The organism is Microcoleus sp. OTE_8_concoct_300 (assembly GCF_031383065.1).
Lineage (GTDB): Bacteria > Cyanobacteriota > Cyanobacteriia > Cyanobacteriales > Microcoleaceae > Microcoleus.
Map to the genome: position 1 here is coordinate 1 of NZ_JANMZH010000792.1, position 15772 is coordinate 15772.

The 15772-nt window shown below is 45.7% G+C and carries 11 protein-coding genes and 1 CRISPR repeat array; of the genes, 6 read left to right on the forward strand and 5 right to left on the reverse strand.

Translation table 11 applies throughout. The features are described 5' to 3' along the window. Positions 1-168 precede the first annotated feature (168 nt). Positions 169-1254 carry a 3-isopropylmalate dehydrogenase gene (gene leuB / locus ACUVJL_RS35325; RefSeq protein ID WP_445250079.1) on the reverse strand — a complete coding sequence of 362 codons (1086 nt, stop codon included), beginning with the start codon at positions 1252-1254 and terminating at the stop codon, positions 169-171. A gap of 110 nt (positions 1255-1364) precedes the next feature. Between leuB and ACUVJL_RS35330 the strand changes: the two genes are divergently transcribed. From ACUVJL_RS35330 to ACUVJL_RS35345, 4 genes are all read left to right on the forward strand, one after another. Further along, positions 1365-1733, forward strand: a complete 369-nt coding sequence (locus ACUVJL_RS35330; protein ID WP_445250080.1) for a DEAD/DEAH box helicase — start codon at positions 1365-1367, stop codon at positions 1731-1733. Between the two features lie 149 nt (positions 1734-1882). Beyond that, positions 1883-2896 (forward strand): CRISPR system precrRNA processing endoribonuclease RAMP protein Cas6, encoded by a 1014-nt coding sequence (cas6, locus tag ACUVJL_RS35335; protein ID WP_445250081.1) that lies wholly within the window; start codon positions 1883-1885, stop codon positions 2894-2896. Between the two features lie 169 nt (positions 2897-3065). Further along, positions 3066-3314, forward strand: a complete 249-nt coding sequence (gene cas2, locus ACUVJL_RS35340) for a CRISPR-associated endonuclease Cas2 (RefSeq protein WP_445250089.1) — start codon at positions 3066-3068, stop codon at positions 3312-3314. 349 nt (positions 3315-3663) lie between these two features. After that, positions 3664-4435: direct repeats of the CRISPR family, unit length 37 nt; unit sequence CTTTCAACAAATAGAATCCCGGCAACGGGACTGAAAC. A gap of 154 nt (positions 4436-4589) precedes the next feature. Next, complete coding sequence (locus tag ACUVJL_RS35345) at positions 4590-5795, forward strand: DUF4336 domain-containing protein (RefSeq protein WP_445250082.1); 1206 nt, start codon at positions 4590-4592, stop codon at positions 5793-5795. Positions 5796-6091: 296 nt separating this feature from the next. Here the strand turns inward: ACUVJL_RS35345 and ACUVJL_RS35350 are convergent, their stop codons facing one another. Further along, positions 6092-7885 (reverse strand): metallophosphoesterase family protein, encoded by a 1794-nt coding sequence (locus ACUVJL_RS35350; RefSeq protein WP_445250083.1) that lies wholly within the window; start codon positions 7883-7885, stop codon positions 6092-6094. A gap of 734 nt (positions 7886-8619) precedes the next feature. Between ACUVJL_RS35350 and ACUVJL_RS35355 the strand changes: the two genes are divergently transcribed. Both ACUVJL_RS35355 and ACUVJL_RS35360 read left to right on the forward strand, forming a co-directional pair. After that, positions 8620-9597, forward strand: a complete 978-nt coding sequence (locus ACUVJL_RS35355) for an acetamidase/formamidase family protein (protein WP_445250084.1) — start codon at positions 8620-8622, stop codon at positions 9595-9597. A gap of 157 nt (positions 9598-9754) precedes the next feature. After that, positions 9755-10039: a hypothetical protein gene (locus ACUVJL_RS35360; RefSeq protein WP_445250085.1), complete on the forward strand. Its 285-nt coding sequence runs from the start codon at positions 9755-9757 to the stop codon at positions 10037-10039. A 236-nt stretch (positions 10040-10275) separates the two neighbouring features. Here ACUVJL_RS35360 and galT read toward each other — a convergent pair whose 3' ends face one another. From galT to ACUVJL_RS35375, 3 genes are all read right to left on the reverse strand, one after another. Beyond that, positions 10276-11298, reverse strand: coding sequence for a galactose-1-phosphate uridylyltransferase (gene galT / locus ACUVJL_RS35365; RefSeq protein WP_445250086.1), 1023 nt, complete (start codon positions 11296-11298; stop codon positions 10276-10278). Positions 11299-11544: 246 nt separating this feature from the next. Next, positions 11545-14745: an AAA-like domain-containing protein gene (locus tag ACUVJL_RS35370; RefSeq protein WP_445250087.1), complete on the reverse strand. Its 3201-nt coding sequence runs from the start codon at positions 14743-14745 to the stop codon at positions 11545-11547. 21 nt (positions 14746-14766) lie between these two features. After that, positions 14767-15772, reverse strand: a 1006-nt coding sequence (locus ACUVJL_RS35375) for an AAA-like domain-containing protein (protein ID WP_445250088.1), incomplete at its 5' end; no start/stop codon positions are given.

The window sequence follows — 15772 nt, forward strand, 5'->3', positions numbered from 1 at the left end:
ACCTTGCAAAACTTCAATTAAAATTTCTAGTTACCAGGCTCTGCCTGGTAATTAATATCCGGAGGCTCAGCCTCCAAATTTCTGTCTCGTTTGCCTTGTTTTAATGGAGGCTGAGCCTCCTGAAATGCGTTACCAGGCAGAGCCTGGGAACGAGTAAAGGTAAATATATCAACCTTGCAGAACTTCAATTAAAGCATCGCCCATTGCCCGACAGCCGACGAGTTTCATGCCTTCTGACATGATATCACCAGTGCGATAACCTCGATCCAAAACTTCGACAACTGCTTGCTCGATTTTATTAGCAGCTTCCGGCTGATTTAACCCGTAGCGCAGCATCATGGCCGCACTCAAAACTTGGGCGATGGGATTTGCTTTATCTTGTCCGGCGATGTCGGGTGCGGAACCGTGCACGGGTTCAAAAACTCCCGGCCCGGTTGCTCCCAAACTAGCAGAAGGCAGCATTCCAATACTACCAGTTAGCATCGCCGCAGCATCGGAAAGAATGTCGCCGAATAAATTGCCGGTGACAATAGTATCGAACTGTTTCGGCCAGCGAATTAACTGCATGGCTGCGTTGTCAACGTAGAGGTGAGAAAGTTCGATATCAGGGTATTCTGAAGAAAGGGCAATAATACGATCGCGCCACAGTTGCGAAACGTCCAACACATTGGCTTTATCAACGGAACACAGCCTTTTCCCCCGCTTAGAAGCTGTCTCAAAAGCCACTCGCCCGATTCTGTCAATTTCCGAGTCGGTGTAAGCCATCGTATTGACGCCGCGTTTTTCGCCGGTTTCCGTCTCAAAAATGCCTTTCGGTTTGCCGAAGTAAATGCCGCCTGTGAGTTCGCGGATTACCATAATATCCACGCCTTCGACAACTTCCCGTTTCAAACTAGAAGCATCAACCAATTGCGGTAAAATAGTCGCAGGCCGCAAATTTGCAAACAATCCCAATCCGGCGCGCAGTCCTAATAATCCAGTTTCCGGGCGCTGTTCGCGGGGCAAATTATCCCACTTGTAACCGCCAATGGCTGCTAACAATACGGCATCGCTGTTGCGGCATTTTTCCAGTGTTTCTTCGGGTAGCGGATTGCCTGTTGCATCTATAGCAGCGCCGCCCATTAAAGCTTCTTGAAATTCAAAGCCGATGTCCAATTGTTTGGCGACAAGTTTCAGGACATCTACCGCCACAGCGATAATTTCAGGGCCGATTCCGTCTCCTGGTAAAAGAGTGATGCGGTAGTTTTGAGTCATATCGATTTTGGAGTTTTGATGGTAGATTTTTGAGGGGAAGCTAAGAACTTCTCGCCGGCTTAGAATTATATCAGCTTCTGTACGCCATCGCACAAACTGGATTTTCACCCGTGAATACATTGTATACAGATACCGACATCAACGAATACTTTCGCGCGCTGACGGGATTTCAACCCCGACAATTCCAAACAGAAACAATCCACAAAATTCTCAACCGCCAAGATGTCCTGCTGAGGGCGCCCACGGGTTCGGGAAAAACTGAAACGGAGCTCGCCCCTTTTCTCTTTTGTGTTTCGCGAATGGATTTATTGGGAGGGCGATTTGGAAATTCACTGTGGAGCAAATTATCGATCGCCCGAATTGGCAAAATTGTTCGCTATAATCAACTATTTTGGCAAGCGGGGCTGCTTTTTTCAGTATTTGCCCGATCGAACTCAAATCACTCCCGAACCCCTGTGGTAGCGGAATTTGAGCCTTAGTTTCACCGTCGGGGCGATCGACGATTTAGGCAAAAACACCTTATAAAGCAAAATCAATCCCTTTTCTTCGGAAAGAGCAACACTTGACAAATACCGCACAATTGTTACCGGATTTCTGCCCCTAAAACTAACAGCTACCAGCGCGCGCTATGACTTTTACGAAAGACTCTGAACAAGAATTTGCCGGATTGAGTTTAGTATTAAAACCTGCAGCTACCTCAACTCGTTCGGTTCCATTAAGCGAGTTGCTGCCTGCTTTTGAACGTCCGTTAGTTTGGGTTCCTGTGGTTCCGAGAGGAGGCGTTTTAAAAGTAAGGGCGGTTTTGCAGCAGCCAGAGTTTTATACAGAACTAATGCAGGCTATTTGCTGGGAAATCAGCAAGCATAAAACAGTGGAATGGCAAGGAAAAATCTGTGAAGTTACGGGAGTTGAAGTCGATTCTTCATCCCTGCACGTTCTCCAAATTCCGCTGCGGGCAACCGATGAGCTTCCGCACACTTTGGGAAGGGCGGTTCACGCTCAATTTTTCCACTGGATAGGATGTGGAAATGCCGAACTAGCTCAAGATGTGCACCAACAGGAGAATTTTCCCGGTGCTTTAGTTTTGAAACCGGGAAAATCTCCGCAGCAAAAATATCTCAAATTCGGATTCCTGCGGCCGGAATTGGTGGCTCCTTTCCTGTGGGGATTGAGTCAAGATATCGGCGCAGACATTGCTTTGACGGGGATTCCTTGCCGTTTGGGGGAAGCGGTGGAAGTTGTGGAAGCTAGCAGTTATGAGATTTTAGCAGAGTCGCCGGCCCAAAGGTCGATCGAACTAGAGTTTCTGTCGCCGACAAGTTTCAAGCAACTTCAGTCATGTCAGCCTTTCCCTTTGCCGGAATTAGTATTTGGAAGTTTGCTGCGCCGCTGGAATATTTTTGCTCCCACAGCGCTGCAATTTCCGGCGGTTGAGTGGACTGGTGTCACTGCTGCTTACGAGCTCAAAACTCGCGCTTTGAAAATGAAAGCGGGAGCAGAAATTGGGACGACTGGATGGGCGAGATATCAATTTGCGGATGCCGAACAGGCAAAAATTGCTGCGGTTCTTGCTCGTTTTGCAGCGTTTTCTGGTGTGGGGAGAAAGGTAGGAATGGGCATGGGACAGGTGAGATTAAGGTAAATGATTTATAGGCGCTATATCAGTTTACTGTTTAGCGTTCAAAGTACCCTTTAAAAAGGGAAAATTAGGGGCATCTATACTCGGTTTTTAAGTAAAAATATACAGGGTTTTAGGGTTGAGTTGACACTCACGGTCAACTGTCAATATTCAACAGTTAGTTGTTTATTTGGTGATTTACTATTTGCCGGATTCCGAAGGTGCGAACAAACGGCGGACGCGGCTGCACAAGTTGCTGTCTGGATACGGAAAGTGGACGCAGTACAGTGTTTTTGAGTGTTTTTTGACGGGGGTGCAATTTGTGAAGCTTCAGCAGCAGGTTGAAAAGTTGATTAAGCCTGTGGAGGATTCGGTGCGTATTTATGTTTTGGGTGCGGGCAGGCGTGAAGCGGACGATTACTTAGGGTTCCCAGCAACCTAGAGAGGAAAGGGCGATCGTCTTTTAAGGCTATTTAAGGATAGGTGGCTGTAGTTTTGCTGTGCGGATCCACAATCAATCAACCCGGTTGCTGGGAAATCGGGTTTTTTTGCTGGGAGCACTCTTGACAGGGAAGGGCGATCGGCTTATGATAATTTTCGTGAACCGAAGTGAATCCAAAACTTGCGGGGGTTGACAAAAACGCCAGAACCTTGAAATTTTTATAGTTTAATTTGGGATGTCCGCGCACTTGCGAACTGGTTGCAATAAGCGGGGCTGTAAGGAAGGTGAAAATGAGGTGGACGAAAACCCTTGGCAGAATCCTCTCTCTGATTGGGTTTGGGCGATCGGTCTTTCAACAAATAGAATCCCGGCAACGGGACTGAAACATGCTTGCGATCGGGGTGATTCCGAGTTCCATTCCGGTCCTTTCAACAAATAGAATCCCGGCAACGGGACTGAAACTGATCGACTCAATGCACTTAACATCAAGCCAGTGGATCTTTCAACAAATAGAATCCCGGCAACGGGACTGAAACAAGATTCTGAATGAAGAATCTGCCAAACGAATAGGCTTTCAACAAATAGAATCCCGGCAACGGGACTGAAACATTCAACAGCAATCGCCTCTATTTGCTCCGCTATTTACAACAAATAGAATCCCGGCAACGGGACTGAAACGGATGAGTTACACCAAGCAAACGGGCAAAAGCTCGATATCTTTCAACAAATAGAATCCCGGCAACGGGACTGAAACAGTTGTTTGTAACGCTCTATACCAATTGCTTCTTGCTTTCAACAAATAGAATCCCGGCAACGGGACTGAAACTGCAAATCCTATCTTTGCACCACTCCTAAATATCCAGTCAACTTTCAACAAATAGAATCCCGGCAACGGGACTGAAACTTCTCCTGGGACGCCTATAAAGCTAAGTTTGCAGCTTTCAACAAATAGAATCCCGGCAACGGGACTGAAACTCAATCCCTCATACTCAACCTTGTCCATCAGTCGAGACTTTCAACAAATAGAATCCCGGCAACGGGACTGAAACAACGCAAAATCCTTGATTGAAGAGTATCAACTCAGCTTTCAACAAATAGAATCTCGGCAACAGAACTGAAACAATGTATAGGACACGAGACGAAAAGCCAAAATCCAGCCATGCCGCCCACCAAGCGGCAGCCTTTCAACTCCTCGAATCCGCGCAACAAGATTGAAATAAGATAAAAACAGTTCGATCGCACCCACGTACAAAAAAATCGGCAAGGAGTCGCGCAGTGGCAGAGGGCGAAGGCATACCAACATCAGCACAGATTGATTCTCGGGACTATTCTTGGGCCTTTTGGCCAGTTGTCCCCCTCTATCCCTACAGCAAGCGGCGCACCATCCGCAAGGAAATAGTCAAGGACACAATCTGGACTTTTGACCAGCTACAAGGCATTTTCTACGTAGTCGTCCCGATTCGGATGACTGTAATTAAACTAGAACCCGAAGGCCTTCTCGTCTACGCCCCCGTTGCACCGACTCCTGAGTGCATCCGCTTGGTAAAAGAGTTAGTAGCAGAGCACGGCGAGGTGAAGTACATCCTGCTGACAACGGTTTCCGGCATCGAACACAAAGTTTTTGTCGGCCCCTTTGCGAGGTGTTTTCCTCAAGCGCAGGTGTTTGTCGCCCCGCAGCAGTGGAGTTTCCCGGTGAATTTGCCGCTGAGTTGGCTGGGTTTGCCCGCAAAACGCACCTCTGTACTGCCCTTTGACAGCAGCAACACCCCCTTAGCCGCTCAATTTGACTGGGCAATTCTCGGCCCCCTCGACCTTGGTTTGGGCAAATTTGCTGAAGTTGCCTTATTTCACAGGCGATCGCGCACGCTGATGTTAACAGATTCCATAGTTTCGATTCCCGAAAACCCGCCCGCGATCGTCCAACTCGACTCTTACCCCCTGCTGTTTCACGCCAAAGACAGCGCCTCGGACATGGTGGCAGACACCCACGAAAATCGGCGCAAAGGGTGGCAGAGAATCGCCTTATTTGCCATGTATTTTAGCCCCAGCGTGCTGGAAGTGCCGCCGTGGTCGGAGGTGTTAGCCAACGCACGCAAAGCGCCAGAACGCTCTAGAAAAGCTTATTTCGGGTTGTATCCGTTCAATTGGAAAATAGATTGGGAGCGATCGTTTGAGGCTTTGCGGGGAGGAGGGCGGTTGTTTGTCGCGCCGATTTTGCAGACATTGATTCTCAACCGCGCCCCGAGGGAAACTCTCGATTGGGTGGATAAAGTGGCGAGTTGGGACTTTCAAAGGATTGTACCTTGTCACTTCGATAGTGCGATCGACTCCCGGCCGCGTGAATTTCGGCAAGCATTCTCATTTCTGGAAAAACACTCGCCTGTTAATTCCTTACCCGAAGACGATTTTAAATTGCTCAGGCAGATTGATGCCGGTTTGAATAAAACTGGTCTTGTACCGCCTGCGAAAGACAAGGTTTAATCTTACATCTTGCACCATTGTTAAGAACAGGCAAGATGCCTGTTCCACAAAACTCAATGTTATTGTGGAACGGGCAAGATGCCCGTTGCTAAACAGGTAATTGAGAATAGTGCAACATCTCAGTTTAATCTTACATCTTGCACCCTTCTCAAGAACAGGCAAGATGCCTGTTTCACAAAGAATGAATTTTTTTCTTGTGGAACGGGCCGAAGAGCCCGTTCCCAAACAGCTAATTGAGAATAGTGCAACATCTCAGTTGACTCAGATATCTGTAGGGACACGGCAATACCGTGCCCTTACCTTTCGCACTTAAACTCATCAAACTTCACCACTTCCGATTCGGGTTTCCGCGTATCAAAATAGTAGCTGCTAACCGTACCCTCCCCCGTATCAAAAATAGTAAAAGCCGTAATATCGTTGCTCTCAATATACGGCAGCGGCCGCCCGTCTTCTCCCAACAAAGGCGCAACAGTCGGCACCACAGGTTCCAATCCGTTCGGATCTCCAATAGCGCTGTAATCTTCCCGATATCCCGGCGGCACAAATCGGCGCTTTTCCCCCGCAAAAGCACCGTAACTGTTGCCCACATTAGAAGTCTCCAAAAAGTGCATTCCGCTGGAACTTACAAACCGATTCCACAAGTGCGAATGTCCGTAAAATACCAACTGCACCCCCGCTGTTTCTAGTAGCGGCACTACATCCCTAATCAGATAATCTTGCTGTTTCGGATACTCGTAACGCACCATTTTAATCTCGCCATCGAGAGTGCGATCGACTATTTGCACTGGATCAGTATAAGCAGGTACAATATTGTCACCCAGAGAATGCGGCGGGTGGTGAAACATCACAATTTTATATTTTGCCTGCTGGAATTCCGAACTCTTTAACTCTTGTTGCAGCCAAGTATATTGAGCGCTGCCCTTGACAATCGGCTCAAAAATATGCTGTCCGTAGCCCCATTTTTCGGGATTATTAAAATCTTCGTCCCGTTCGCGATACCTGCCTCTGGCACGCGGATCTAAATTCGGAGTCCGCCAGATATTCGTAACATACAAAGTTACTAACCGCACGTCCCCAAAAGTCACAGCATAGTATTTTTTTCCTCCCGGTAACTTGAAAACTTCGTCATAGGTATCGCTATTAAAAGTATTGTTTTTCAGCCAAATTTCCCGCACTGAAGGGTCATTATTGGGATTCAAAGAGGCAGCACGTTGAGCGTATATTTTCTCGGCTGCGGCGCGGGGAAAAGGATCATTAAATTGGTCACCGAGTGTGCTGTTGGTTGCAAAGCGACCCATAATTTCATGGTTCCCAATGGCGGGGAATAAAGGCGCGTGTTGGATCAGTTCGCCGCCGCTGTAAACGGTTTTGATGCCGTTTTTGTCCAGTTCGGAAAATGCGCGACCTTGCAAAGCGGGAAAGAAGGCGCGGCCGCAATTTTCGTCAAACCATTCAGAAGCGCGATCGGGTATATTAATTAAATCCCCTGCCATAAAAACCGCGTCAACTCTCCCAATTCTTTCGGCTACTTTTTGGAGATTTGCTGCTGTCATAGGCATCAATTGATGGTCGGAAGTGAGAAGAATTTTGAGGGCACTTCCTGCTGCTGGTGTAGGAGAAAGAGTGAATATTTTGCTGCTGACAGATGCGCCATCTTTCCTTTCGCTCGTGACTCGATAAGGAATGCGAACACCGGGCATTAAATTGGGGACTTCTGCTTCGTGGCGCCAGATGTCGCGGACAATTGGATTGCTGTCAATTATGCTTTGTTTGATTTCATCGGAAATGCGCGAGTCTTTGTCTTCGCGAGTGCGGCTTAGCTTCGTAGTATTTGCAGCCGAAATTTCCTTCAGATTTTCGCCGTAAGCAACCGTGTTGCGAGTACCTGCAAACTCTGTAAACCAGACAACTCGCACCGAGTTTGCTGTTGGAAATTGCAGAAACGGATCGGTTAAAAGTTGAGGTTCGTTGACGTAAGATGGCATAATGAAACCTAGCAAGAGGACAATCAGAAAGAGGACGGCAAAAAACCAGGGCTTGCCACGCAAATCTCTAGGATATTCTAATTTTTCGGGCAATAATTTCAACATAAGGAAGAAGTCATTAGTCTGTAGGGGCGGGTTTCACCAGCTTTCATAGAACGGCAAACCCAAATACATATAAACCTGCCCCCGGCAACAGAATTAGTCAACAGTCATTAGTCATTAGTCATTAGTCATTAGTCATTAGTCATTAGTCAGAAGGAAAAACAGCGATCAATTTTAGATTCTAGACTTTGAATTTTAAACTACCGACGTTATCAAAAAGTTAAGAAATTAGTAAAATATCTCACATACAGCGTATTCCAGGTTTATAAAGTGTAGTAGGGACTTAGGCTCAGCCCTTCTTCGTGTCAACTTAACGTCAAATGTAGTAGGGGTCTGCTGTTTGACGATTAGGATTCGATCCCTCTGGGGCCCCCCTTAATAAGGGGAGTAGGGGTGGGACAAGATTCTTCTCAAAGCCGCCCTCCGGCGGGGGATTTAGGGGGATCTAGACTGAGTTAAAAGCGAGATTTATCAGGGGTTTCAGTCTTAAGTGGTCACCAATGAGCTCTTGCAGTCTCCCTAGGGGGATTAATAGGCGGTTATACTTCATAGATGTGGAATCTGCTGTATAACAAACCTCAAGCATTTTTTCACATCTTCTTATCTCTCCATTCTCTTTCTCTGCGCCCTCTGCGCCCTCTGCGGTTAATTATTTTAAAAAATCTTTCTCAAAAATGATTGAGACTTGCGATATAACATTCTTAACACCCTTCCTTCAATCTAAAATCTCAAATCCCATGACCCGCCACCTTCTCAAAGCTAACTGCAAAACCGTACACTTGGGCGGTTTTTCTCCGAAGCTCGAACCTGCTTTAAGCGTGGATTCTGGCGATCGCATCGATATCGAAACCTATTCAGGATATTATGTTGCTGACAAAGCGCCGCGCGAATTTCTCACCCCCGAATTTTTAGATATTTGTCAGAATTTGCCTGCCAACCGCAAAGTTGGCCCGGGGCCCCACTTGCTGACAGGCCCGATTTATGTTAACAATGCCGAACCGGGAGACGTTTTAGAAATTTACATTGAGGATGTTTACCCGAGTTTACCAGTAGGATTTAATGCAATTCGCGCCGGATGGGGAGCTTTGCCTGAGTATTTCCCCGAACCTAAATTGCGGTTTATTCCGCTAGATTTAGAGCAAAAAATTGCTGAATTTCCCCCAGCTAGTGGCCTTCGGATTCCCCTGCATCCTTTTTTTGGAATTATCGGCGTTGCCAATGCAGAAATCAACCGTTCTTCTATTCCTCCAGAGCGCTATGGCGGCAATATGGACAATCAGGAACTTCAACCAGGAACGCGGTTATTTTTACCTGTTTTTCTGCGTGGCGGGTTACTGTCCATCGGCGACGGACATTCGGCACAAGGAGACGGTGAAGTTGACGGTACTGCCCTGGAAACTTCGATGAAGGGGACTATTCAAATAATCTTACGCAAGGATTTATTTCTGATATCTCCGTTTGCTGAAACGCCCACTCATATTGTGATTATGGGATTTGGTAAAACATTAGATGAAGCGTTTGAGATGGCGGTAAAAGAGACGATTTATTGGCTCCAAACTTGGGCGGATTTCAAAGAAGAAGATGCTTATGTTTTTTGTTCCCTCGCGGTAAGTTTTCGGATTACGCAGGCTGTCAACAATCCCCAAAAAGGAGTTCACGGAATGATGCCCAAGTGTATTTTGCCGGAGGTAAAAATTATTGGCCCCCGAATTTGAGGTAGTATGATAACACGCGAGGGACAAAAAAATCAGGATCGCGATCGCACAAACGACACAAATTTGTCACTGCTATGGTCGATCTCGATCGCAATCCTGTTGAGAAGTAAGCTTAGAATGGGGATCTGTTACAAATTCTATATAAATCGAACTCAAGATGAAAAACCAGACTGACGATGTTGCCAAAAAAGATTTAGTCGATCGAGCTTTTGGTAGTGCAGCGATACCAGACCCAACAGCGTGGGTGCACGAACATTATTTTCTGGCTAATTTCGCGGATACTCTCGCCCACCTCCAAGAAAATCTGTCTGAAGACAGTGGCGAAAGCGGCGACTCGGGCGACTCGGGCGAGGGGATATTATCGCTCAATGCTAAAATTAGAGAGATATTGAGAGCTACTTTTAGCGACGACTGCTGGCAGTATGTCGAAAGTTTATTGTGAGTTTGGTAAAATCCATAAGTATTTGTACCTTCATAAGTTGAGAGGGTAAATTTTACCAGTTTCCACAAAGAATGCAACTGTAGGCGCCTGATCCAAACCCTTATGCAGTCTGTCATTCCTAATTCTTTAATCTCAAATCTCAAATGGTATCAGTTTCCTCCCCCAACACTGACTCGCAACTGAGAGTGCCGGGGTGCATTTCCACAAGAATTTGATCTATTTTGATGTAGGATACTCTAGGTCAACCCGAAATTAGTGTCGCTAGGAATTTCGATAGATCGCAAAAAAGCTCCACTTTCTTCGGGCAAAGCAGTATTGATAAACATCCCGCTGCCCAACTCAAACCCAGCTTGCTTGGTGACTCTGGGAATAATTGCGAGATACCAGTGAAAGTATTTTGTTCCCTGTAGGGCGATCGGCACCGATCGAATATTATAGTTGTAATCGGGATTGTTCAATCCGTAATAAAGCTGAGCCAGTACAGTTTTCAAAGTATAAGCAAGATCGGTAAGTTCCGGATCAGTAATTTCATCAAACGAAGAGGAATGCCGGCGCGGAAAAATCCAAGTGTGAAACGGTGAAAGTGCAGCGTAAGGGATAAAAGCGACAAAATGTTCACTCTCACAAATGACTCTTTCTTTCGCCGCTAATTCATCTTCCAAAGTCCGGCAAAATAGACATTCTCCCGTGTCGTCAAAATATCTAATAGCTTCGTCGATGCGGCTGCGAAATTGGGTTGGTACAACGGGCGTGGCTGCTAACTGCGAGTGGGGGTGTTCGAGAGAAGTTCCGGCACTTTCCCCGTGATTTTTGAAGATAAGAATGGTTTCAATGTGGGGATTTTTTCTAATTTCTACATAGCGCTGGCGGTATACTAAAAGTATGTTGGCAACTTCTTCAACGCTCAACAAAGCTGTGGTCAAATCGTGTCGCGGGTGTTCGACAATTACTTCGTGAACGCCGATTCCCGCCATGGTGCGGTGAATTCCCGATGATATCCTCATCCATTCTGCTGTCGGGGAGAGGGCGGGATATTTGTTGTAAATTGCCCTGACTTTCCAGCCGGCGCGATCGCCCAAACGGCAAGTTTCTAAGGTTCCGTCTTCTTCATTTCCCACGCAAAACGGGCAATCGGCACGGTGGGGTGGCACTACTGCTGGCAACTTTTTTGTGTTGGCGAATTGATCCGGTCTTGTCGCCCGTTCCGTGGCGATGATTACCCAATCTCTGGTAATTAGATTTTGTCTAAGTTCAGACATTTTCTTACCTTCAGTTTCCGGGTCAAATTGTCTCTTATTTTAGATACATGATTTGTGATTTGTCATCGCTTTTTGGTAAAATCTTAATAAATCTTGACTTTTAAATTTCCGGCTTGCAGTCGGCTAGATACCCGAATTATTCAATAATTCTGGTGTCTAAAGTGGGTAAAGCTAATAGCAGTTTGAACAAGTGAAAAAGAATTGTAAAATCGTTGCTAAATTCAAATCATCCGCGTGGATCAGCGGTTAAATTTTCTCACCAAGCCATTCCCTCCCCCTCGCCAACAACTCGTCCAAACTTTCGATCGGCCAAAACCGCACGTTTCCATCCTGCGAACCAGTTATTAAAGACTTCCCGTCCCGACTAAAACAAATACTATAAATCGGACTTGTTAACTCCACAAAATCTGCCTCACCTTTGAGCAAATTGCCCTTATAGCCGCTAAAGTCTGCAAGTAAATCCCCCTGTAAGTCCCACAATTTTGCGGTGTTGTCAGATGACGCAGTGGCGATCGTATCTCCTGTGGGGCTAAAACTGACACTCCATATCCAGTCATTATGTCCAGTGAATGTTACCAAACAGTTGCCCTGCAAGTCCCACAATTTGGCGGTTTTGTCTCTGGAGACAGTGGCGATCGTATCTCCTGTGGGACTAAAACAGACACTTGTTACCGAGTTATTATGTCCGGTGAATGTTACCAAGCAGTTGCCTTGCAAGTCCCACAATTTCGCAGTTTTGTCAGATGAGGCAGTAGCGATCGTATCTCCATTCCGGCTAAAACTGACACTTGTTACCCAGTCATTGTGTCCGGTGAATGTTACCAAGCAGTTGCCCTGTAAGTCCCACAATTTGGCCCTGCCGTCATCTGAGGCAGTCGTGATCGCATTTCCCTTCGGACTAAAACAGACACTTGTTACCCAGTCATTATGTCCGGTGAATGTTACCAAGCAGTTGCCCTGCAAGTCCCATAATTTCGCGGTGGCGTCATCGGAGGCAGTAGCGATCGCATTTCCTGTGGGGCTAAAACTGACACTCCATACCGATTCATTATGTCCGGTGAATGTTACCAAGCAGTTGCCTTGCAAGTCCCACAATTTCGCAGTTTTGTCAATTGAGGCAGTGGCGATCACATCTCCTGTGGGACTAAAACAGACACTCCATACCGATTCATTATGTCCGGTGAAAGTTACCAAGCAGTTGCCCTGCAACTTCCACAATTGGGCGGTGTTGTCAGATGAGGTAGTAACGATCGCATCTCCTGTGGGGCTAAAACTGACACTCCTTACCGAGTTATTATGTCCGCTGAAAGTCGCCAAACGCTTGCCATGCAAGTCCCACAATTTCGCGGTGTTGTCAGATGAAGCAGTAGCGATTACCTTTCCTGTGGGGCTAAAACTGACACTTGTTACCGAGTCATTATGTCCGGTGAAAGTCACCAAGCGCTTGCCCTGCAAGTTCCACAATTTGGCGGTTTTGTCATCTGAGGCAGTAGCGATCGCATCTCCTGTGGGGCTAAAAATGACACTATTTATCCTGCGCTTATGTCCGGTGAATGTTACTAAGCAGTTGCCGTGCAAATCCCACAATTTGGCCGTGCCGTCATGTGAAGCAGTGGCGATCACATCTCCTGTGGGGCTAAAAATGACACTATTTATCCCGCCCTTATGTCCGGTGAATGTTACCAAGCGGTTGCCCTGCAAATCCCACAATTTGGCCGTTTTGTCAGATGAGGCAGTAGCGATCGCATCTCCATTCGGGCTAAAACTGACACTTGTTACCCAGTCATTATGTCCCAATGTTACCAACCTGTTGCCTTGCAAGTCCCACAATGTCGCGCTTTTGTAATGTGAGGCAGTAGCGATCGCATTTCCAGTCGGGCTAAAATAGACACTATTTACCCAGTCATTATGTCCGACGAACTGGTACTGTTCGCGGATTTTAGCAAGAATCATCTGCAAAACTAACAGAGGAGTGATAAAGGGATATTCGGAAACGGAGGGGTTATCTGGTATCCACTTCTTTAAATCTTCTCCTGCTTTGATAGCTACCCGCAAGGCTTCTATTTGATTTCTATTCGACTCAAAAAGCTCTAAGGCATTGCGTCTAGCTTCTTCGATTTTCAAAAGTTTCCTGAATTGTTTACGGAATTCTCTTAATGATTCATTACTTTTCTTCAGTTCTTGCAGTTCATCAGCTCGACAGGCGTCTAAAAATTTATCATCCTCATCGCTTAAACGTTTCCCCTCTTTCCACTTCAACGCATCATCCAACGCTTTGCCGCGCAACAGTCGGGAAGTATCTTGACGATTTGAGGCTATCCAAGCGGCGAAGTTTTCCTGGTAGGGGCGGAGTTTTGCTAATTCTTGCTGTACCCAATCGAGGTTAAAAATAGCGGCGTATATCGGGTTATAAACTTGTAGATATCCGTTGCGTTTGACGACCAATCCAGAGAGTTGTAACCTTCTTTGATCGAGACTATTATCAGCACAGATTTTCTGCTCCGCATCCGTCAGTATTTGCTGATAAATACCGAGCAGTAGCGCCGTGCGGTCTTGATAGTCAAGCAGCAAGCGGGTTCTAATTGTCTTTAAATGTACTGGTTCGTCATTCGCTTCCCAATTATCAATGACGTACTTTTGCACTAAATCTTCCACATCAGAAGTCCCACCGGCCGATTGATAGACCATCAGTCGGCACAGTCTTTGCATCAAAAAAGGTTGCCCGTTTGTCCACTTAAAAACCTCAGCTAGTATCTTCTCTGATATTTTCTCCGAGCGCTCTAGCATTAAGCCCGGGATTAAAGCAGGTCGAGCTTCATCAAAAGTAAACCCTGTTAAATCAATAGCTTTGCCAATATTAAAAGGTGTTCGGTCTTTATCGCGAATCAAATCTGCTGGCGTCGCAACTCCCAAAAGACAAAAAGCAAGGCGCTTATATTCAGAATTCATTGCTCTTTTGTTATAAGAATCCCGAATTAAAAGAAAAAAGTCATCTTTCCAGCTCAGATTTAAAATCGAATCAATTTCATCAATAAAAATAACAATATTTTGCGAGATTTCTGTTAGTAAAATATCTTCTATAAACTGACTCACTCGTTGAGATGGCGACAGCAATTGTCGTTGCTGCCACCAATTGTCAGCATCCACCTTTCTTGAGAGTGCGCCACGCCGAACTAACTCAGAAATAATCCCAAAATACCAGCAGTCTGAACTCTCCCTACCGAGAACTGTTAAATCTATCGCCATACATTCAAAGCCTGCTTTTTCGCGCAAGCCTTTCATCGTTTGTACTAGCAAGCTAGATTTGCCCATTTGTCGGGAGTTCAACACATAACAAAATTCTCCGGCTATCAAACTGTCATAAAGTTCGCTGTCGGCCTGACGCTTAACATAGGTAGGATGTTCGTACTCTAAAGAGCCACCAACTTTATATTGATAAACCGCCATAATATGGTTTTACTCCCGACTCTAATGTTGAAATTTTTCTGCAAAATAATCCCGATATAACCGACAGCTAGGAGTGATACCATGCTGATTTTGCTTGACTAAACCCGTACTCAATAGCTTAAATTCTAGCACCTGTTCTAATTTGACCGCAGTGGGTGCAATGACAACTTGTTGGAGAGCCGTTTTGAGCTCAGAAGAATTTTCCAAGTTTGCCCAGTGACTCTGCAAATGCTTGCCGTAAATTCCCACATTTGTAGCTGCATTTTGCAAAATGTCTGCTAAAGATAGATTGGAATCCTTCACATGATAAAGCGCCTTGCGTACCAGATAAGGATAACCCCCAACCATTCCCATCAATTCGACAACTTCATCAGTTCCCCAAAATAATTGATGGCAACGGGCTAAATCTAGAATATTTTGCTCGCTAAATTCTGTCAACTCTACTGCAGGCACGACATTAAATGGTGATTGATTAACAGGTAATTGCACGTAAACATTTGTAGAATGGAGCAGCACCATTCGCAAGTTTTCCCATATTTTCGTTTGCCGAGTTTCTTCAAACCAGATTCGTAACATTTTCAGAAAGTTTCGGGCAATTTCCTCATAAGAAAAAATACAGTCTATTTCTTCTAAAGCCAATACTAAAGGACAATCACTAGCTTCTAAAACTTCAGCTTGAAAGTAGTTTGTGCAATTTACGAGAATTCCGCCGCGCCCCTGGAAATATTGATCGATATTAGATTCTTGTTTGAGCTTTTGGCTGATATTCAAGCAAAACCATTGGAAAAATTCATTTAGGTTACTAAAAATTTCTGTGGGAGCATATCTAAAATCTAAACGCACTAATCGATAATCATTCGTTTTTGCGTGTTCGAGGATGCGAATTAATAGAGAAGTTTTTCCCATTAACTTGGGAGCTTTAATGTGAATTATTGACCCCCGCTCTAAAATCTGTTGATAACAGTCAGCTTCCATTCGGGAACGCTCTATATAAAACTCAGAATTTAATCGCACTGGCCCTTCTGGC

Bases quoted from the DNA above. Each gene is read 5' to 3' on its own strand.
- leuB (WP_445250079.1), bottom strand. From the start codon at position 1,254: ATGACTCAAAACTACCGCATCACTCTTTTACCAGGAGACGGAATCGGC.
- cas6 (WP_445250081.1), top strand. From the start codon at position 1,883: ATGACTTTTACGAAAGACTCTGAACAAGAATTTGCCGGATTGAGTTTA.
- ACUVJL_RS35350 (WP_445250083.1), bottom strand. From the start codon at position 7,885: ATGTTGAAATTATTGCCCGAAAAATTAGAATATCCTAGAGATTTGCGT.
- ACUVJL_RS35355 (WP_445250084.1), top strand. From the start codon at position 8,620: ATGACCCGCCACCTTCTCAAAGCTAACTGCAAAACCGTACACTTGGGC.
- ACUVJL_RS35360 (WP_445250085.1), top strand. From the start codon at position 9,755: ATGAAAAACCAGACTGACGATGTTGCCAAAAAAGATTTAGTCGATCGA.
- galT (WP_445250086.1), bottom strand. From the start codon at position 11,298: ATGTCTGAACTTAGACAAAATCTAATTACCAGAGATTGGGTAATCATC.
- ACUVJL_RS35370 (WP_445250087.1), bottom strand. From the start codon at position 14,745: ATGGCGGTTTATCAATATAAAGTTGGTGGCTCTTTAGAGTACGAACAT.